Genomic DNA, 20,481 nt, shown 5'->3' on the forward strand with positions numbered 1-20,481 from the left:
CTAGCATGCCGATGCTGTTCTTCCGGCAGCGTCCATGAAATGGCAAGGCAGGAACCCCCCATGAGCCAACAAACGTCTACCCTTCATCTCAACCCCACCGACACGCTGGTCACCCAACTCTGCGTGGGCCCCGCCTTCCGGGAAGCCGCCAGCGCGCTGTTACGCCGCTCATTGCAAGAACTCTACCCGGACCTGGGCCTCGACCCGGACATCGCCCTGGTCGGCACGCCGGCATGGGACGTGGTCGACGATGAAATCGTCGCTGGCCCCACCACGTACCAAACCCTCACCGATATCCTCACCAATCAGGCCATCTCGGGCGAACCCACGCTCTATGTCGAAGGCGTGCATTACCTTATCCAGCCAAAAAACCAACCCCCCAGCGCCCACCTGCCGGTACGCATCACGCAGATCGCCACCTTGATCAACCTGCTGGCGCCGATAATGCTCACCGCCTACCAGGAACAACAAGTGGCGTTCTGGAACTCCAGCAACGGCACCTCCGGCCCCCATTGGCAAGCCCTGTCCAGCACGCTGCGCTCGGTCTGGAATGTGACCCGCGTCGACGGCTGGGACGAGCAGGACTGCGCCATGGCCCGCACGCTGTACGCCGCGCCGGAACTGACGCGCCGCCAGACCGGCGACACATTCGCCAGCCGGGCCTACCTGGTGGATGTCGATCAGGTCGACGGCGCGACCGTCACCCACCTGGGCCTGCTGTCGATTGCCGTGCTGATCGGCAACCACGAAGGGGAGACGCATATCCTCACGTACTCCCTGTTCAACGGCTACGAGAAATTCGCCACGCTGGAGCAACTGGGCCAGAGCTTGCCCAGCTACGTAGACCGCCATGCGCCCAGCGGCATCCAATGGCGACTGTTCGAGCCCGCCGGGCATTTTTTCGATCACCAGGCTTGCACGCTGATCGCCCAACAGCTCGCGTTCATCGGGCAGCTCGACGCTCAGCAACTGCGGCGCATCGACCCCAGCGAATCCTCAATCAACCTGCCGCCGGCCACCCAGGAACTGGTCGGTAAAAAGCAACCGGACCTCAAACGCTATCTCGACGCGCTGCCTGCTTGGCTGACGTCCGCCTCCACGACCGACCTGAGCCTCTACGCACGCTACCTCAAAGACCTCAGCGCCCTGCACAGCCTCAACGCCGGCAAGTCCTACGACGATGACATCCCGCACATCCAGACCTACGCACTCGACAGACTGCGCGCCGAAATGCTCAAGGAGCACACCGACGCGGCGAACCTGCACCTGGATAGCATCGAGATTCAGGTGCGCAGCCCGATTGTCTGGGGCAGCTTCACCCTGCCGGGCAAGGTCGACACCACCACCTTCAGCCTCGCCGACCTGGCCCTGCAAAACCTGATCGGCCTGCCCCTCGGCGACAAAAGCATCCGCCAGCGCAACGCCGATGACCTGCCGGAATGGCTGACCGTGGCCTACATTGAAAGCCTGATCCGCAAGGTGGACGTCGGTCAAAACTACCCGGCCCTGGCCAAAAACAAATTGCTCGACAACCCCCTCGAATCAACCCGCAGGCGCGCCCTGTACAGCAGCCATTTGCGTATCCAACTGCCGCTGCTGGCATTGCAATACAAAATGAGCCAACACGCCGGGGTCGACGAGCTGGGCTATCGCTACGTCGCGGCCGTGCTGGCGGCAGAGGCGACGGACCGCCAGGTCGACGGGCAAGCCATTGTCCTTCGCCCCCTGGCCTTCGTACCGAAAAACCGCAGCGCCGCCACGCAAGACGTGGTGGCCAACATGTTTGTGATTGGCCCCCAGGACCCGAACGCCGGGCCCTGCCTGTTGTATCGCCCGATGGCGGAACTGCAATTGCTGCAATTCCCGTCACCGGCCGACCTGTTGTATGCGATCCGCCAATCGCGCAACCTGCGCGACTCGGTCCTCGCCTGGCTGCCGGACAACGTGCGCGACGACTACGCGCGCTACGCATTCCCCGGCGAGTTGCCTTCACCCTGGGCGGTCGTGACGTTGCTGGCCGACCCTTTCAAACTCTTGACGATGAGCGGGCCCATGGACCTGGGCACGCAAACACTCAGCGGCGATCTGCCCGCCGAACTGTTCAACGCCAACGCCAACGCGCTGATCACACTGGCCGACCGGCAGTCGGCGTCGAACGCCGAAAGCCGTTGGGCCTCGTTCAAGCAGGCGGGCTGGCTGATATTCAATGCGGCACTGCCGTTCCTGGGTCACACCGTGAACACCGCCGCCTGGATCTGGCAGATCCTGGACCAGGTGCAGGCGGTGATCGACGCGCGGCAGCAGAAGGACAAACCGGCCGAATGGTCGACCCTGGCGGCACTTTTGCTCAACATCGGGATGGTGTTGACCCTGCACATCGCCAGCCGCAACGCGCCGTCAACCCCGCGTTTGGCCAAGGAGGAGCCGGTCGCGAAACCTCCGGCCAAGCCCGAGGTGATCGCCAAACCCGTAACGGTCAACCAGTTGGCCAACCTCTCGGCAGTTGAACTGCCCAACAATCACCCGCACGCGCTGCACACCCTGGCCGCGATCAATCGCAATACCAGCGATCTGGGCAGCCTGCTGGACAGTTTCAAGGTCGCTAAACCGGCGGTGCGCGGCAAAGCCTCAGGGCGCATCGGCCCTCATCGTCACCTCTACCCGCTGCTCAATAAATGGTACGCACAGGTCGGTGAACGCTGGTTCGAAGTGACGGTGGACGAAAACGACGAAGTGCAGATCGCCGACCCCAAGCAACCCATGCGCAACGGCCCCTTTCTGATCGGCAATCTCAAGGGCGAATGGTTCATCGACACCCGGCTGCGCCTGCGTGGTGGCGGCTCACGAAGCCTGGAGCGCAAAGCCCGGGCGGCAGCCGAACGCAAGGCAAACCAACTGCGCGCCCCGATCACCGCCTTCGAGCAACAGAAAAAGACCGCCCAGCAAACCCTGCAAAACGCTCATCAAGCACTGCTCGACGCCCCCTCCACCTCGGCCCAGGCCGCGCAAAGGACCTACCTCAATCAACTGGAGACCCAGCGTACAGACTACGAAACAGCCCTGCAAAACCTGAAAGAGTTGAACGTGGTTGCGCCAACGCCTGACTACCTGCACCGCAGCGTAGGGTATATCAAAGCTCAATTGAGCCTCAGTTGGGCCGGCCTCAACGAGGTACTGAAAACCTTTACCCCCAAATTGCGCACCACCCTGGACCACATCGCCAAACAGGCCGCCGACCCACGCGTGCGCAACATCCCCGATGCGCGCGACATGAATGAAACGCTGCACGGCATGATTGGGCGCCTGGAGTACTTCGAAACGCGCTTCAACCAACTGCGTGACCTGCCCGGCGAAGGCCTGCGCCTGATAAAGGACACCAAAAGCCTGCTGCCCGCCTACAGCAGCAGCGACCTCAAGGCGTTGCAAGTCACCTTGGCCCGCAACCTGTGCCTGCGCGAAGACACCACCCTCAGCGCACCGCTGGCATGGGCGGCCATCGACCAGATTGTCGACGCCTGCGACATCGCCATCCAGGCCCTGCGCGACACCTTGCACGAGCGCAGTGACAGGCGCATCGACGAACAGATCGAGACCCTGAGCAGCCTGATCGAACAGTTCAGCGTGCTGGGCGAGCGCCTGCAGGACTTCCCCACCGAATTCTCCAGCGCCTCCCTGGCGGAACCGCTGACCCGCCTGCGCGACCGGCTCGGCGAGTACACAGAACGCGCCAATACCAACCTTGCGCAATTGGCCGACCGACGCAGCACACTGAGAACCACCCCCAGCCCGCCGCCCACCCCGCCACGCCCGCAGAAAAAATTCATCCGCACCCGTTACCACGGCATGGTGGTGGGCGAGCCGCAATTGTCCGCCACGGGCCTGGACACCGGGCTGGTGGATGTTCGCTCGCCCCTCTCCAACACCGTGGTCGCCACGTTTCACGAGAAGCCGGACGGCTTCTGGGTGCAACGGGCCAAGAGTCCACAGACGGCGAACACGCCCATCGACCTGCCAACCAGCGTGGACGCAGGCCAGGACCTGCTCGACGGTTTACCGGACTTCAAACAACGGATCACCGGCCTGGCCAGTCAGGCCCAGCGCACGCCCATCGGCATCGAATACTTGTACCATCAACACGCCCAGCGCCTGGAACAAGCCACGCGCAGTATCGAGCAAGCCCTGACCCAGAAGAATCTCGCGCACGGCGACGTGACCCTGGCCAGTACCGTCAAAAAGGCCCTCAGCGACGCCACTGCCACCCTCTATCAACACTCCATAGACAATGTGCAGAGGATGACCCAGCAGCATCCGCCCACCCCCTCCGGCGTGCAATGGCTCAAGGCCCGCGACGCAATCACCATCAAAAAAACCGTCAGCCGACGGCGCATCAAGTCCGCCACACCGGATTACCTGGACGAATACACCATCACCGACCGCAGCACCCATAAGGTGCTGTGGTACGCGCATTTCCACTATTCAGCCGACTGGACCACGCCCAGGGCGTTTATCCGCGCGCGTCTGAAGACCCCACAGGAGCACAGCCTGGGCGCGGCAGCCGATACCACCAACGGCCTGAACAGCGCACAACGCATCGCGTTCCACCGCAGCGAGATCAACGAGAGCCAGGCCCAAACCTTATTTTTCAACCGGACCTGATACGTGGCCGACGGCACACAATTTGCTCCTTCAGCGCACCAGACCCGTTGGAGCCGTCGATGCTGCACGCTCATCTCACCACCCTCAACGCGGTGTCGCTGGTGCTCGACACCTTCAAGGCCCAAGGGCTGCCCAGCGAGGCCTTGCTCGCGGGCAGCGGCATCTGCGCGGCGGACTTGAGCCGCGCCGACACGCGCATCACCACCAATCAGGAAATGCGCGTGTGCGCCAATGCCGTGGCCCTGCGCCGCGATGTCGGCCTGGCGCTGGGCCGCCAGATGCACGTGTCGGCCTACGGCATGCTCGGTTACGCGCTGCTGACGAGTGCCACCTTCGGTGACGCTTTGCGCCTGGCGCTGCGCTATCCGGCGCTGCTGGGAACACTGTTCACGCTGAGCCTGGAGGCGGACGGCGAACGCATCTGGTTCACTGCCGCTGACTATCGCGAAAGCCCGGCCATGCAAATGTTCAACGTCGAACTGTGCCTGGCCTCGCTGAAGGTGATCTGCGACGACCTGCTCGGCCAGCCCCTGGCGCTGCTTGGCGCACGCTTCGAATACAGCGCACCGGATTATCGCGCGCGCTACAGCGAGTGCTTCGCCTGCCCGCTGCAGTTTGACGCCGGCACCAACGCCTTCGCCTTCGACAAGCGCTGGCTGGACCAACCCCTGCCCCTGGCCGACGCCGTGACCCACCAGGCCATGGCCGAGCGCTGCCGCAAACAGAACCTGGAGTTCACCGGCCGCCAGGCGTGGCTGGGCAGAATCCGCCAGTTGCTCGCCAGCCAACTCGGCGCCGCACCGGGGATTGAAGGCCTGGCCGCACAGATGAACTGCTCGCCGCGCACCCTGCGCCGACACTTGCACGAGCTGGGGTGCAGCTATCAGGAACTGCTCGACGAACTGCGCTTCGAGCGCGCCAAGCAATGGCTGGCGGCGGATGAACTGCCGATCTACCGCATCGCCGAGCAACTGGGTTTCAGCGAAACCGCGAGTTTCCGGCATGCCTTTGTGCGCTGGAGCGGCGTGGCGCCGAGCCAATTTCGCGCATGACGCCCCATTGATGGGCGAATTGCGGACACACAATTTGGCCCGATTTATCCCCTTTTGGCCGCTCCTGCCGTTCTCATAAAGCGCCCCACCCGCAAGACTGCAGGCACCGATACCGCCTGCGGAGAACAACAACATGCTGACGATCTACTCGGACGATCACCACCTGCACCACGGCCGTTGTGAACTGATGGACGGGCAACTGATGCCCTGCTTCGAAATGCCCTCGCGCGCCGACCACGTACTGCAGCGGGTCAAAGCCCGTGGGCTGGGCCCGGTCCTTGCCCCACAGGACTTTGGCCTGGCGCCGCTTGAACGTGTGCACAGCCGCGACTACCTGGACTTCTTCAAAGGTGCCTGGCAACGCTGGAGCGCATTCGGCGAGGACGGCGACCTGTTGCCCTACACCTGGCCCGCCCGCACCTTGCGCCGCGTGTTGCCCACCAGCCTGCACGGCCAGCTCGGTTACTACAGCTTCGACGGCGGCGCACCGATTACCGCCGGTACCTGGCAAGCCGCCTACAGCGCAGCCCAGGTCGCGCTGACCGCGCAACAAGCGATCCAGCGCGGCGCCCACAGTGCGTTCGCCTTGTGTCGCCCGCCGGGGCACCATGCCGCCGGCGACTTGATGGGCGGTTATTGCTACCTCAACAACGCCGCCATCGCCGCCCAGGCGTTTCTCGACCAGGGCCAGCGGAAGGTGGCGATCCTCGACGTGGACTACCACCACGGCAACGGCACTCAATCGATCTTTTACGCGCGTAACGACGTGCTCTTTACCTCGATCCACGGACATCCGGAAGCGGAGTTCCCGTTTTTCCTCGGCTACGCCGACGAACGCGGAGAAGGCGCCGGGGAAGGCTTCAACTTCAACTATCCTTTGCCGGCCGGTTCCGACTGGGCGCACTGGAGCGCGGCGCTTGACGAGGCTTGCACAGAAATCGAGCGCTACGCCGCCGACATCGTCGTCGTGTCCCTGGGCGTGGACACGTTCAAGGACGACCCCATCTCGCAGTTCAAGCTCGACAGCCCGGACTACCTGGCCATGGGCGCACGCATCGCGCGCCTGGGCAAACCCACGCTGTTTGTGATGGAAGGCGGCTACGCCGTGGCAGAAATCGGCATCAACGCCGTCAACGTTCTCGAAGGTTTTGAGGGGGCCATCCAATGAACATGCTCAAATCGCTCGTCCTCTGCGCCGCCGTTCTCGGCGGCGCGGCCCATGCCGAAGAGAAAACCCTGCAGGTCTACAACTGGTTCGACTACATCACGCCCAAGGCGCTGGAAGACTTCAAGGCGCAGAACCCCAACGTCAAGCTGGTGTACGACATCTTCGACACCAACGAGGCCCTGGAAGCCAAGCTGCTCACCGGCAATTCCGGGTACGACGTGGTGGTGCCGTCCAACGTATTCCTCGCCAAGCAGATCGAAGCCGGGGTATTCCAGCCCCTGGACCGCAGCCGACTGCCGAACTGGAACCACCTCGACCCCAAGCTGATGAAGCTGCTCGAGGCCAACGACCCCGGCAACACGTTCGCCGTGCCCTACATGTACGGCACCATCCTGATCGGCTTCAACCCCGACAAGATCAAGGCCGCGCTCGGCGCCGATGCGCCGGTGGACAGCTGGGACCTGATCTTCAAGGAAGAGAACATCAGCAAGCTCAAGCAGTGCGGCGTCGCGCTGCTCGATTCGCCGTCCGAGATCCTGCCGCTGGCCCTGCAACACCTGGGCCTGGACCCCAACAGCAACAACCCCAAGGACTATGAAAAAGCCGAAGCGCTGCTGATGAAAATCCGCCCGTACATCACCTACTTCCACTCCTCCAAGTACATGGCCGATATCGCCAACGGAGACATCTGCGTGGCCGTCGGTTATTCCGGCAGCTTCTCCCAGGCCGCCAACCGCGCCAAGGAAGCCAAGAACGGCGTGATTGTGGACATGCGCCTGCCCAAGGAAGGCGCGCCGATCTGGTTCGACATGCTCGCCCTGCCCAAAGGCGCGAAAAACCCGCAGGACGCCTACACCTTCATCAACTACCTGCTGCAACCACAGGTGATCGCGCCGATCAGCGACTTCGTCGGTTACCCCAACCCGAACAAAGACGCGACGGAACGGGTCGACCCTGCGATCCGCAACAACCCCAACCTGTACCCCACCGAGGCGGCGATGGCCACGCTGTATACCCTCAAACCCCTGGGCCGCGACGCCGAGCGCGCCAGGACACGGGCCTGGACCAAGATCAAATCGGGGACATAGCCGCGCCCGCTATCTAACTACCACCACCTGACGGGCCTGCGCCCTAACGTGGTCGAGGTGCTGGGCTGCATTCGGCAGCCCGCCTCGCCCGTCAGGAGCCCTCCCTTGCCCTCATTTCCCCCCAGCGCCAATGACCTGTTGACTCAACTGACCACCGGCCCGTCCTTGCGCGAAGTCGCGGCCGCCACCCTGCGCTCGAGCGTGCGCGAGCTGTACCCGGATCTCGCCATCGACCCCGACCTGACCACGCTGGTGACGCCAGGCTGGCGGATCACGGCCGGGGCGATCCTGCCCGGTGCCCCGACACTCCAGTCGCTGACCGGCGCCTTGTGCCGCAGTGCAACATCCGGCGTGCCAGTGACGTGGCTCGACGGCAAGCACTACCTGATCTATCAATCCGCCGCCGGGCCGAACGTGCATCTGCCGGTCAAAGTGGACGCCATCGGCCGTCTGATCAATGAGCTGGCACCGCTGCTGCGCGTCGCCTATCAAGAGCAACAACTCGCGTATTGGAACGAGAACGACCACCACAAAGGCCCGCGCTGGCGCACCTTTGCCAATGCCTTGCGGGCGATCTGGAATGTCGACAGCGTGGAAGGCTGGGACGAGGATGAATGCAATATGGCCAGGGCGGTGTTCCACACGCCGGATTCCGCCCGGCGTTTGCCCCAGGACAAATACGCGACCAAGGCCTATCTGATCGACGTCGACCTGGAGCACGCCACACAGGTCAAACACCTCAACCTGTCGGCGCTGGCGGTGCTGGTCGGGCGCCTTGGCGAGCGTGACATCATCCTCAGCTATTCGATCGCCGACGGGTACGCCTCCTTCAAAAGCCTGAAGGCGTTTGGCGATTCCCTGCGCATTCGCGTCACCACTGCACAGGCGGCCAAGCTCCACTGGCGATTGTTCCAGCCTGCCGGGGACTTTTTCGAACAGCAGGCCTGTGCGTTTATTTCCTTGCAGATTCAGGCGATCGGCGCAATCGCGTTCGATAGCGATGAGCTGATCCCGGCCATGGCGCACGACAAGCCGACCAGCGAAATCGCCCCGCGCGCGCCGCTCGATCAAGACAGAATCGACTGGGTGCATGGCGCCTTGCCCGACTGGATACTCACCGCATCCCCGTCGGATCAGGCCACCTACGGGCGCTACATGATGGACCTCGCGGCCCTGCACCTGCAGCATGCGGGTAAAGCCTTCGATGACGGGATCAAGCACATCGGCGATTTTGCCCTGGATGCGATCCACACCCTGATGATCAAGGACCACCCCGGCGTGGCCCGCACCACGCTGGACAACGTGCGGATCAGCGTCACCAGCGTGCAGGTGTGGGGCACCCTGATCGTGCCGGGAAACATCCAGACCCAAACCTTTACCCTGGCCGAACTGGCCCTGGAAAACCTGATCGCCTTGCCCTTGGGCAACAAAACCGTCCGTTATGAAAACGCCAGCGCCGTACCCGCCTGGATGACGGCGGCCTACCTGGAGCAGTTGATTACCCAGGCGAACATTGGTGAGCACTACCCGGCGCTGGTCAAACGCATGTTGCTCGACGAGCCTGCCGAGTCCTTGCGCCGGCAACGTCTCTACACCGCTCAATTACGCCTGCAATTACCCTTACTGGCGTTACAGTACAAAGTCCGAGGGGTCTACGGCCTCAGCGAACAGGGCTATCGCTATGTCTGCGCGGTGATGAATCCAGACAGCGCAGCGCGTGTGGTCGACGGCGCGGCGGTGGTCATCCGCCGCTTGTCCCTGCTCCCCAAACGCCGCCCGGGCTCGGCGGTCGACGTCGTCGGCAACATGTTCGTCATTGGCCCGCAAGACCCGAAACAAGGCCCCTGCCTGCTCTACCGTCCACTGTCCAACCAAGCGTTGATGCAGTTCCCGTCACCGACCAACCTGCTGTACGCGATCAAACAAGACACGCCGTTGCGCCAATCGGTCCTGGCCTGGCTGCCCGACAAGGTGCGAACGGCGTATGCGCAGTTTGTGTTTCCCGGCAGCCTGCCCTCGCCGTGGGTATTTACCAGTCTGCTGAACGACCCGCTCAACGCACTGGTGATGACCGGGCCCATCGACCTGGGCCGCGAAGTGCTGCGCAACGACGACTTCGCCACGCTGTTCCGGGCCAACGCCGACGCGCTGGTCACCCTGGCCGATCGCCAATCGGTGTCGAACGCCGAGGCGCGCTGGGAGAGTTTCAAGCATGCCGGGTGGCTGATGCTCAATACCGCGCTGCCGTTCATGGGCCGCGCTGCGGGCGCCGCGACCTGGATCTGGCAACTGATGGATGACCTGCAACAGATGGTCGACGCCAACGAGATCGGTGACCGTTCAGCCGGGCTCTCGGCGCTGGTGGATATCTTGCTGACGCTCGGCATGGTGTTGGCGACGCACGTCGCCACGGCGCACCAGCCTGCATCGCCGCTCGAAAAACCTGGCGAACCGCCCGCATTGCCGACCCCGGAGGCCACGGTAGAAGCCGTGCAAAAGCCGGATATCGCCACAGAAGAACTGCCCGTCGACCACGAACACACCCTGCACATCAGTGGCGCCCTGAACCGCAGCGCACAGAACCTGGGGACATTCCTCGACAGTTTCGCGCTGCCCAAACCCGATCAATTGGGCGCGCAACAGACGGTGGAAGGCCCCCATCAGCATCTCTACGCCAAAACCGCACACTGGTATGCGCCGGTGGGTACACGCTGGTTTGAAGTGATGGTCGACGAAAACGACACCGTGTTGATCATCGATCCGCGCCAACCCGGCCGGCGCGGCCCGCCGCTGATCGCCAATCGCCTGGGTCAATGGTTCGTCGACACGCGCTTGCGCCTGCGCGCAGGCGGCCTGCGCAGCCGCCGCAAAAAAGGCGAAGCCCTCAGGCCGCCGAAAATCACCGATTTACGCCGGCAACTGGCAACCTTCGACAGCGAGCAGGCCCAGCGCCAGCACGACATTGAAGCCCTGCAAGGCGCCATCGACAGCGCGACGGACGACGCCAGAGGCGCGGCCAGAACCACCTTTCTCGAACAGGTGGATACACGCCTCAAAGAAATCGACGTACCGATTTCCCAGCTCAAATCCCTGAATATTCTCGACACGGTGCCCAACTATCAGAACGCCATGGCCGGCTACCTGGAACATCAGCTGTTTCTGGCGCGCTCCGCCATCAGCGAACAACAGGTTCCGTTTCGCGAACAACTGGAAGCCATACAGGGCCACCTCGATATCGAGGGCGTTGAAGAAGACGCCTTGCCCGCCGTTCACTATCGCACCATGTATGACGCGACACAGGCGATGGTGGAACGTTTGGGCTACCTTCAGGCACGCTTCAAGGAGGCTCGCGCCCTGGGCGCGCTCGGGGTCCGGCTGATCCAGTTGCATGAGCCGCACCTGCCCGCTTATGCCCTTGATGATCTCAAGGCGTTCAAGATCACCCTGGGCCACTTCCTGTGCGTGGCCGACGGCGAATCGGCCACGCGCGCCGACGCCAGGGAAGCCCTGCACCGTATCGTCGATGTGGCGGAGCTGGCGGTCCAAAGTTTCAGAGAGGCCCTGCAACCGCGCAACGCGGTGCCGCCGGAGCAGTTGATCGAAACCCTGGACAGCCTGATGGACCAATTCTCCAGGGTGGACCAGAACCTGGTGGATCTACCGGCCGAGTTTCCCAACGACCTCAACAAGCCCGACCTGGAAAACCTGCGCAAACAGGTGGACGAGTTCGCGCGACACGCAGAGAAACAACTGACGACCCAGCTTCGCGAACGCAGAGCCATGGAGCCCACTGCTGGCCCGTCGCGCGCCGCCCCTATGACGAAGAAAAAATACATCAAGACGCGCTTCAAGGGGACGGTGGTCGGCGAAGAGCGTGAAAGCCCCGGCGAAGACGGCAAGACACTGGTCGACGTGAAGGAACCCCTGACCGGCAAAGTGATTGCGACCTTCCATGAGAAGGAGCCGGGGGTGTGGGTCGAACGCGAACTGACGCCCAAGCCCGCTTCCCGCAGCCAGGCGCGTAACCTGGCAAACAGCATCAGCGCCGGTCAGGCGCTGGTCGATGGGGTGAACGCCTTTATCACCAACAAGGAAGCCTGGGCGAAGGAAACCCGGCAACTGCCGGTGGAAATCGAAGAGCGCTTCCACCAGCACGCCAAAAAACTCGAACGGGCCAGCCAGGATATCGAAGAGGCGCTGACCTCCAGCAACCAGACCGAAAGCGCCTCGCCGTCAGCCGCGTTGACTAACCGCCGCCTCGATGAGGCGATCACCCAGCTTTACCGGGAAGGCAAACGGATCAAGATCGAAGTGCTCAAACGCCGACCACCGGAGGCGGCGCACGTCGAATTGCTGTTGCGCGAGGGCGCCGTGACGGTCAACCCGCCTGTCGGCCCCCGCACCCGACTGAGGGGGCGCGACAAGGGTTTCCTGCAGGAATATGCGGTGGTGGACGCCAACACCAAGCGCCCGTTGTGGTACGCGCACTTTCACTACCCCTCCCTCACCGGGCCGGAAGAAGCCTACACCGCAGCCCACCTGAAGAACCGCCAGCAACGACTGATGGGCGGCCGGTTCGAACCCTTGAGCGACATCGCCGTGTACCGCAGTGAAATCGGCCTGCACCTGGCCCGCTCGCTGTTCCTGAAAGCCAAGCCGCCTCAGCCCTCAGCCTGACCTGTCCAGGCCTCGCGCAACCGCGCGAGCGCCTGGCGGATCGCCGCCTCGGGCACTGCGGCAAAGCCCAGCACCAGGCCGGCGCGCTGATCGTCCGGTGGCCCGGCCTGCGCCAGCCAATAGCTGCTCAGGCCATTGACCTCCACGCCCACCGCGCGGGCCTGCGCCACCAGTTGTTGTTCGCGGGCGAGGCTGTCCACCCGCACGGTGAGGTGCAGGCCTGCGGCACTATTGGGCAGGCTGCCCACCCCCGGCAGCGCGCCCGGCCAGCCCTCCAACAGTGCGTTGCGCCGGCTGAGCGCGGCGCGGCGCATGCGCCGGATGTGTCGCTGAAAATGCCCCGCCGCCATGAATTCCGCCATCACCGCCTGGGTGCTGACCTCCGAGTGCCGCACATCCACGGCGCGGCGCTGGGCGAACGCGTCGACCAGCGTCGGCGGCAACACCAGATAACCCAGACGCAGCGCCGGGAACGCGACTTTGCCGAACGTCCCCACATACAACACCCGCCCGCTGCGATCCAGGGCCGCCAGCGGGGCCAGCGGCGCGCCGCTGTAACGGTACTCGCCGTCGTAGTCATCCTCGACGATCCAGCCCCCGCTGCGTTCGGCCCAGGCCAGCAACTCCAGGCGCCGCGCCAGGCTCATGACCACGCCCAAGGGGTACTGATGGGACGGGGTGACATACGCCAGGCGGCAGTTGTCGAGGCGGTTCAATACGCCGCAGTCGATCCCCTCGCTGTCCACCGCCACACCCTGCAGGTGCGCACCGGCCAGGGCGAACGCATGACCGGCGGCGCGGTAGCCGGGATTTTCAATCGCCACGCTATCGCCGGGGCTCACCAGCAACTGTGCACAAAGGCTAATTGCTTGCTGTGCGCCACTGGTGATCACAATTTGCTCAGCCGTGCATTGCATGCCCCGCGAACTGCGCAGGTAAGCGGCGATCAGCCCGCGCAATCGCTCGTCCCCGGCCGGGTTGCCATAACACAAGAGTTCGAGGTCCGGCTTGCGCCAAAAAGCCGCATTCAGCTTGGCCCAGACGTCAAAGGGGAACAGATCGAAGGCCGGCACCCCCACCCGGAACGCCCGTGGTGGACCGGTGGGCGGCAGGGGCAAATGGTTGTTTTCGAGGCGATCCAGGGCCGCGCTGTGGATAACTTTTTCACACGGAATATCGGCCTTTTTAAGGTCGATTGTGGATAAGGTTGGGGATAAGCCTGTTGATAACCCTGTGGACAGTTTTGTGGATAGTTTTTTTGAGCTGGGCAGTTGGGCGACGTAAGTCCCGTCGCCCACCCGGCTTTGCGTGAAGCCCTCGGCATACAGCTGATCGTAGGCGCGTACCACGCTGTTGCGCGAAATCGACAACGCCGCGGCCAGGTCGCGTGTGGCGGGCAAGCGCGTGCCGCTGACCAATCGCCCGTCCAGCACCCGTTGGCGCAAGGCTTCATACAGCTGGCGGGTCAGCCCCTGACGACGATCCAGCTCGATTCCCGCAGGGTTGAACGACAGCGGCGGCGCAGGGGGCGACATAGGGCAGGCTCCGGAATTGGACCTATAAAATGGGTCATAGATGGCTCTTACAACGAACCATTAGCCTGCCTAGGATGCAGGCATTCGCCAAGGAATACTTTCATGTACACACCGCGCGCCTTTGCCCTCGACGATTTACCCGAACTGCAGCAACTGATCCAGCACACACGCCTGGCGCAGGTGGTGACCATGGGTGAGCACGGCCTGCAAGCCAGCCACCTGCCACTGCTGCTCAACCCGGACGAAGGCCCGAACGGTACGCTCTACGGCCACCTGGCCACGGCCAACCCGCAGTGGCACGACCTGCAGAACGGCGGCGAAGCGCTGGTGATTTTTGCCGGGGCCGACGCCTATGTCAGCCCGGCGTTTTACCCGGCCAAGGCCGAGCACGGCAAAGTGGTGCCCACCTGGAATTACCTGGCGGTGCACGCCTACGGCACGGCCGACGTGTTTACCGACGCCGAGCGCCTGCTCGGCGTGGTCAGCGCCCTCACCGACCGCCACGAAGGCCGCCGCGCCCAGCCCTGGAAAGTCAGCGACGCGCCGGCCGACTACATTGAAGGCATGCTCAAGGCCATCGTCGGTTTCGCCTTGCCCATCGAACGCCTGATCGGCAAACGCAAACTCAGCCAGAACCGCAGTGCCGCCGACATCCAGGGCGTGCGCGCAGGGCTGGCCGCCAGCCTTGACGTGCGCGACCAGACCCTCGCCCGTTTCATTCCTCAAGGAGCCCCAGAATGAGCCCGATCGACATCCGCCCGGTCACTGCCGCCGACCAAGCCGCCTGGCTGCCGCTATGGCACGCGTATTTGCAGTTCTACAACACCGAACTGCCGGACGCCGTCAGCCAGAGCACCTGGCAACGCCTGATCGACGCACGCGAGCCGACCCATTCGGCGCTCGCCTGGCAAGACGGCAAAGCGGTGGGCATGGTCAACTTCATCTACCACCGTTCCAACTGGAGCATTGAAAACTCCTGCTACCTGCAAGACCTGCTGGTGGACCCGGCCCAGCGCGGCAGCGGGGTTGGCCGCAAATTGATCGAATTCGTCTACGCCACGGCCAAAGCCGACGGCTGCTGCAAGGTCCATTGGCTGACCCACGAAACCAATGCCACCGCGATCCAACTGTACGAACGCATTGCCGAACGCCCTGGTTTCATCCAATTTCGCAAAGGTCTTTAAGGAGCGCAGCATGTCCACTTCTCTCGCCGACTGGCAAGGCGTCCCGGCGCCCACGGTGCAACTGCTCGAAGGGCGTTTCATTCGCCTGGAAAAACTCGACCCGCGACGCCACGCCGACGGTCTGTGGCAAGCCCTCGAAGGCCCCGGCGCCGACCCCAAGCTGTGGGACTATTTGCCGTATGGCCCGTTCAGCGACCGCGCCGCGTTCGATGCCTGGCTCGACAACCATGCCCAGCACAACGAGCCGTATTTCTTCAGCGTGATCGACCGCGCCAGCGGCGACGTGCAGGGCATCCTCAGCCTGATGTCCATCGTCCCGGCCCACGGGCGCATCGAGATCGGCCACGTCACCTTCGGCGCACCGATGCAACGCTCGCCGAAAAGCACCGAAGCCGTTTATCTATTGGCCAAGCATGCTTTCGAACTGGGCTACCGCCGGCTGGAGTGGAAGTGCAACAACGGCAATGCCCGCTCCAAATATGCCGCCGAGCGGCTGGGGTTCAGTTTTGAAGGGGTGTTCCGCCAGCACATGGTGGTCAAGGGGCAGAACCGGGACACGGCGTGGTATTCGATCCTGGACTCGGAATGGCCGCCGATCGGGGCAGGGTTTGAGCACTGGCTGTCGGAGGCCAACCAGGCAGGTTCGGGGCAATTGAAAAGCCTGGCGGAGTGCCGCGCCTAAATCCCACAGACAGCGCAGGAGCAGAGTGTGGGGCTTGCCCCACACTCGGTCGTCAGTGCCATCCGTACCGGGTGTCAGTCGGCAAGCTGCTCGGCCAGCACCGCAATATGCTCCGGGCCGATCCCGCAGCAACCGCCCAAATGGCTGGCGCCGCGCTTCTGCCAATCGGCCGCCCATTGCAGGTAGCCCGGCGGGTCGAGGTCGTCGCGCAACGGGTCGAGGCCGTCGTTGGCCGTGGCCTCCTTGGGCTGCGGCGGGAAGGCGTTGGCGTAGGCACCGATCTGGATCGCCACCCCCAGGCGCTCGAAGGTCTGGCGTGCCGCGTCAATCGCCGCGCCAATCACTTCCGGCTGGCTGCAATTGAACAACAGCACCTGCACCCCCAACTGCGCAGCCGCTTCGGCCGCCTCGGCCACCGGCTCGCCGGAACGCAGGCGCGGCACCTCGTCGGTGTCTTCGTCCTTCAGGGTAAACGACAGCCAGAACGGCTTGCCGTCCGCCGGCAGACCCGCACGGATGGCCCGCGCCTCGACGATCGAACTCTGAGTTTCCGCCAGCCACAGGTCAACATAGGGCGCCAGGCCGGTCACCAAGGGCGTCAGCAGTTCGCTGACCCGGTCGGCCTCGAACAGGTCGGGCCGATACGAGCCGAACAGCGGCGGCAGGGAACCTGCCACACGTACCGCTTGGCCGGATGCCACCACCGCACGCCGCGCCAGTTCACCGGCCAACGCCGCCAGGGCCTGGCCCTCGGCGGCAAACCGCGCTTCGCCGATATGAAACGGTACGACGGCGTAGCTGTTGCTGGTGATCACGTCGGCACCGGCCTGGATGTAAGCCGCGTGTACCGCTTCCACCGCCTGCGGCGCTTCACTCAACGCCAGCGCCGACCACTCAGGCTGCCGGAACGGCGCACCGCGGCGTTGCAGTTCGCGGCCCATGCCACCATCGAGAATTACTGTGCGTACTGCGGCCATATGCTTTTTACTCATAAGCTTATGAAAATAACTCACTATGAGAGTCGCTCTTATAACTATTTAATACGGTAAATTCGCTTCATAACAACTTCTTTTTTATTCGGGTGCCTCTCTTGAAACTCAAACCGCTACTGGCCCTGGGCCTGACCATGCTGGCTGCCTCCACCCAAGCCTTCGGCGGTGCAACCCTGGACCGGGTTGAGCAAAACCACGAATTGGTCGGCGTGCTGATGGAAAGCTACCCACCCTTCTCGTTCCTCAACGAGCAGAACCAGCTCGACGGTTTCGACGTTGACGTGGCCAAGGCCGTCGCGCAAAAACTCGGCGTGAAACTGCGCCTGGAGACCCCTTCCTGGGACGTGATCGCCGCCGGTCGCTGGAGCGGGCGTTACGACATCTGCATCTGCTCGATGACCCCAAGCAAGGCCCGCGCTGAAGTGTTCGACTTCCCGGTGGAGTACTACGCCTCGCCTGCGGTGATCGTGGTCAATGCCAAGGATGAGCGCATCCACGGCGCCAAGGACCTGAGCGGCAAGAAAGTCGGCCTCACCAGCGCCTCCAGCTACGAGAGCTACCTGAACAAAAACCTGGTAATCGAGGGCGCCGAAGACACCCAACTGCAGTACCCGTTCGAGAACGTGCAGATTGCCCCCTACGACACCGATAACGTGGCCTTCCAGGACCTGGGCCTGGGCGCCGGTGTGCGCCTGGATGCGATCCTCACCAACCTGGTCACCGCCCAACCGCGCCTGAGCCAGGACAAGCGCTTCAAGCTGGCCGGCGAAGCGCTGTACGCCGAGCCCAACTCGGTGGCCATCGAAAAAGGCGACCCGCAGTGGGACAGCAAAGTGCGTGAAGTCTTCGCACAGCTGAAACAGGACGGCACCTTGAGCAAGTTGTCGCAAAAATGGATCGGTGCCGACATCAGCCAATGACCGCACTCCCCACTCCGCCCAAGCCGCCGACAAGCGCGTCGCGGCTACAGCGACTCTTCGGTTTTCGCACGCGCCTGTACCTGACCTGGGCCGCGCTGTTTTGCCTGTTCGCCAGTTTCTTCCTGAGCTTTGACCTGAAGTTCTCGATCATCCTCGACAAGCTGCCCAATCTGGTCGGCGTGCACCTGGCGCCCAACGGGTTTCTGCAAGGCGCGGCGCTGACCTTGTTCCTGTGCCTGTGCTCGATCGCGGCTTCGTCGGTACTGGGCTTTATCACCGCACTGGGACGCCTGTCGAAAAGCGCGGTGGCCTTTGGCGTCGCGAGTTTCTATGCCTCGTTCTTTCGCGGTACGCCGCTGCTGATCCAGATCCTGCTGATCTATCTGGGCCTGCCGCAACTGGGCCTGGTGCCGGGCGCCATCATCGCCGGGATCATCGCGCTGTCGCTGAACTACGGCGCCTACCTGAGCGAGATCTTCCGCGCCGGCATCCTCGGCGTACCCCACGGCCAACGGGAAGCCGCCCTGGCCCTGGGCATGCGCGACAGTGCGATCTTCTGGCACGTCACCCTGCCCCAGGCCATGCGCACCATCGTCCCGCCCGCCACCAACCAGTTCATCTCAATGCTCAAGGACTCGTCCCTGATCTCGGTGATGGGCGTGTGGGAAGTGATGTTCCTCGCGCAGTCCTACGGCCGCTCCAGCTATCGCTATATCGAAATGCTCACCACGGCGGCGATCATCTACTGGGTAATGTCCCTCGGCCTGGAACTGATCCAGGCGCGCATGGAGCGGCATTACGGCAAGGGGTATGTGCGACGGGGGTGAGGACTTAGTCATCCCACTCGCGACGCACCTTGACCACGCCCATCTGTAAGCCAAAGGGGCGGAACACGGCGTTCAGCGATTTCAGGGTTTGATTGCCCTCGCCGTGTTCGATATGCACCAGGGTACGCACGGAAATCTTGCACATCTTGGCGAACTGGCTTTGGTGCAGGCCAGTGACTTCGGTGCGCAGGCGGCGCACGGCTTCGCCAATTGCAAGGGAACCGTCAGCCAGCCCCTGTTCGACACGTTCGATTAACAGGGCGCGGGCATCCAGGGTAATGGTCATTTCAGCCCCCATTGCTTCAGACGCATGTCCAGTTTCCCCAACGGGACGCTGGGGTGGTTCAAGGTGACCGCTGGCAAACCGCCTGCAGCCAAGATGTCCGGCAGAGCTCGCAAGTGTTCGGCGTCTTGTCGCAGCCGCTCAAAACTTTGCTCAGGGTCAATAATCTCGGCCAGTGCATCGCAGACCCCTCGCCAATTGATATCACCTGCCACTTCCAGCGCTTTGGGCCACTTGGTCGTTCGGGTAACGCCCTCGGCATCCATCACCATGGGGGCCAAGTCATAAATCGGCGCCAGACGCAGAGAGTCGGTACCTCGGATGATCGACATATTTCGCCCGTGGTTATCCGAGTTACCCAACACCTTGTTCAACAGGTCTCGGCGTAGGTACTCCGCAACCAGATCGGCAACCTGCTCTTCTTGCCCAACCGCGCGCCATTGATTCACCAGCAGTCTGATCACCTCAAGATGATCCATGTAACTGCCAGGCGTCGTCACTCCCGCCAAGGAATAAATCGACTCAACGGCCAATCGTTCGACACCGGCGTTACTGACCTTGCGATCGAAGCGGTGCATCCAAAGGCTCGGCTTGGTGGCCTCTTCCAATGCCAGCCCTTCTGCACCCACCGTCTCTATTCCCAAGACCTGAAGAGCTCTGTAGTAGTGATACTCACTTCTCAGGATGTCTTGATCATTCTGGGTCGCCTGGTTACGTGCGAACTTGATAAACCAGTGCTGAGTAACCTCGGCATCGTTCAGGGTAGCGTCCGGGTACAACAGGCCATCAGCACTCTGCGTCATCAACAGTTTCGAAGCCTCACCGCCCGCGCCCGTTGCCCCGCCGATTGCCGCGCCTTGTTCATAGGCATATTCCAGAAAGCTGTTATCGCGGTTGATCACTTCCCGACGAGGAAAACCAATCGGTGCGGTACCGTCCAGTGCCTGCACGGATTCCTTGACCCGCATATGGCCAATGGGGGCCGGCGTACTGCGACCCAGTAAAAACAAATCGGTACTGACGCCCTCCGGCCTCTCGTGGCCGATACGGCTCATCAAAGAACGCTTAGCCGCCCCTGCCGGTGCAATATCGTGCAAAAAAGCAGGCGCTTTCTTGAGAACCGCAACATCCCACTCCAGTGGAAACCGCGCACTGACAGATTTGGAAAAAGGCAATCGGACAGCGTCCAGGTTATCGACTAGATAATCCTGTCGATAATGAAACCTGCAAGGTCCATCAAAACCCTTTTCAGGCTCCGAGAACTCCAACCGCATAGCGTCACGCCAATGACCAGCGGTGAAAATCTGCAGTATCAAAGAGTAGGTCGTTTCCATCTGCATTTAAGTGCACCTGGCAAGCAATGTTCGGGACGCGTACTGCAATATAGTGCATTTCCCGCTCAGCAGATGACCAGATT

14 protein-coding genes are annotated in these 20,481 nt (G+C 62.8%); 10 read left to right on the forward strand and 4 right to left on the reverse strand.

What is annotated here, in order from left to right; all coding sequences use genetic code 11:
- Positions 1-60 precede the first annotated feature (60 nt).
- From U5A08_RS29320 to U5A08_RS29340, 5 genes are all read left to right on the forward strand, one after another.
- On the forward strand, positions 61-4,656 hold the full coding sequence (locus U5A08_RS29320) for a dermonecrotic toxin domain-containing protein (RefSeq protein WP_321849609.1): 4,596 nt from the start codon (positions 61-63) through the stop codon (positions 4,654-4,656).
- 59 nt (positions 4,657-4,715) lie between these two features.
- Positions 4,716-5,708: an AraC family transcriptional regulator gene (locus tag U5A08_RS29325; RefSeq protein WP_321849611.1), complete on the forward strand. Its 993-nt coding sequence runs from the start codon at positions 4,716-4,718 to the stop codon at positions 5,706-5,708.
- A 133-nt stretch (positions 5,709-5,841) separates the two neighbouring features.
- Complete coding sequence (locus U5A08_RS29330; protein ID WP_321849613.1) at positions 5,842-6,876, forward strand: histone deacetylase family protein; 1,035 nt, start codon at positions 5,842-5,844, stop codon at positions 6,874-6,876.
- The gene (locus U5A08_RS29335; protein ID WP_321849614.1) at positions 6,873-7,964 is read left to right on the forward strand and encodes a polyamine ABC transporter substrate-binding protein; all 1,092 of its coding nucleotides are present in this window, start codon (positions 6,873-6,875) and stop codon (positions 7,962-7,964) included. The genes U5A08_RS29330 and U5A08_RS29335 overlap by 4 nt, the downstream gene beginning before the upstream one ends.
- Before the next feature lie 105 nt (positions 7,965-8,069).
- Complete coding sequence (locus U5A08_RS29340) at positions 8,070-12,641, forward strand: dermonecrotic toxin domain-containing protein (protein WP_321849615.1); 4,572 nt, start codon at positions 8,070-8,072, stop codon at positions 12,639-12,641.
- Here U5A08_RS29340 and pdxR read toward each other — a convergent pair.
- Positions 12,626-14,176 carry a MocR-like pyridoxine biosynthesis transcription factor PdxR gene (gene pdxR / locus U5A08_RS29345; protein WP_321849616.1) on the reverse strand — a complete coding sequence of 517 codons (1,551 nt, stop codon included), beginning with the start codon at positions 14,174-14,176 and terminating at the stop codon, positions 12,626-12,628. The two genes, U5A08_RS29340 and pdxR, sit on opposite strands and share 16 nt — an antisense overlap.
- Before the next feature lie 102 nt (positions 14,177-14,278).
- On the opposite strand from pdxR, the gene U5A08_RS29350 reads away from it, so the two are divergent.
- From U5A08_RS29350 to U5A08_RS29360, 3 genes are read left to right on the forward strand one after another with little or no spacing between them, the layout of a single operon-like run.
- On the forward strand, positions 14,279-14,917 hold the full coding sequence (locus tag U5A08_RS29350; RefSeq protein ID WP_321849618.1) for an FMN-binding negative transcriptional regulator: 639 nt from the start codon (positions 14,279-14,281) through the stop codon (positions 14,915-14,917).
- Entirely contained in the window at positions 14,914-15,360 is a 447-nt protein-coding gene (locus U5A08_RS29355) for a GNAT family N-acetyltransferase (protein WP_321849620.1), read from the forward strand. Before U5A08_RS29350 ends, U5A08_RS29355 begins: the two co-directional genes overlap by 4 nt.
- Before the next feature lie 10 nt (positions 15,361-15,370).
- Entirely contained in the window at positions 15,371-16,042 is a 672-nt protein-coding gene (locus U5A08_RS29360) for a GNAT family N-acetyltransferase (protein ID WP_321849621.1), read from the forward strand.
- A gap of 74 nt (positions 16,043-16,116) precedes the next feature.
- Here the strand turns inward: U5A08_RS29360 and U5A08_RS29365 are convergent, their stop codons facing one another.
- Complete coding sequence (locus U5A08_RS29365) at positions 16,117-17,019, reverse strand: homocysteine S-methyltransferase family protein (RefSeq protein WP_253400181.1); 903 nt, start codon at positions 17,017-17,019, stop codon at positions 16,117-16,119.
- Between the two features lie 113 nt (positions 17,020-17,132).
- On the opposite strand from U5A08_RS29365, the gene U5A08_RS29370 reads away from it, so the two are divergent.
- Positions 17,133-17,954 (forward strand): ABC transporter substrate-binding protein, encoded by an 822-nt coding sequence (locus tag U5A08_RS29370; protein ID WP_017850025.1) that lies wholly within the window; start codon positions 17,133-17,135, stop codon positions 17,952-17,954.
- Entirely contained in the window at positions 17,951-18,781 is an 831-nt protein-coding gene (locus U5A08_RS29375; RefSeq protein WP_321849623.1) for an amino acid ABC transporter permease, read from the forward strand. The genes U5A08_RS29370 and U5A08_RS29375 overlap by 4 nt, the downstream gene beginning before the upstream one ends.
- Positions 18,782-18,785: 4 nt before the next feature.
- Here the strand turns inward: U5A08_RS29375 and U5A08_RS29380 are convergent, their stop codons facing one another.
- The gene (locus U5A08_RS29380) at positions 18,786-19,067 is read right to left on the reverse strand and encodes a helix-turn-helix domain-containing protein (RefSeq protein WP_017850027.1); all 282 of its coding nucleotides are present in this window, start codon (positions 19,065-19,067) and stop codon (positions 18,786-18,788) included.
- Positions 19,064-20,404: a type II toxin-antitoxin system HipA family toxin gene (locus tag U5A08_RS29385; RefSeq protein ID WP_321849625.1), complete on the reverse strand. Its 1,341-nt coding sequence runs from the start codon at positions 20,402-20,404 to the stop codon at positions 19,064-19,066. The genes U5A08_RS29380 and U5A08_RS29385 overlap by 4 nt, the downstream gene beginning before the upstream one ends.
- Positions 20,405-20,481: the final 77 nt, after the last annotated feature.

It is taken from the genome of Pseudomonas paraveronii, from assembly GCF_963681955.1.
GTDB lineage: Bacteria > Pseudomonadota > Gammaproteobacteria > Pseudomonadales > Pseudomonadaceae > Aquipseudomonas > Aquipseudomonas paraveronii.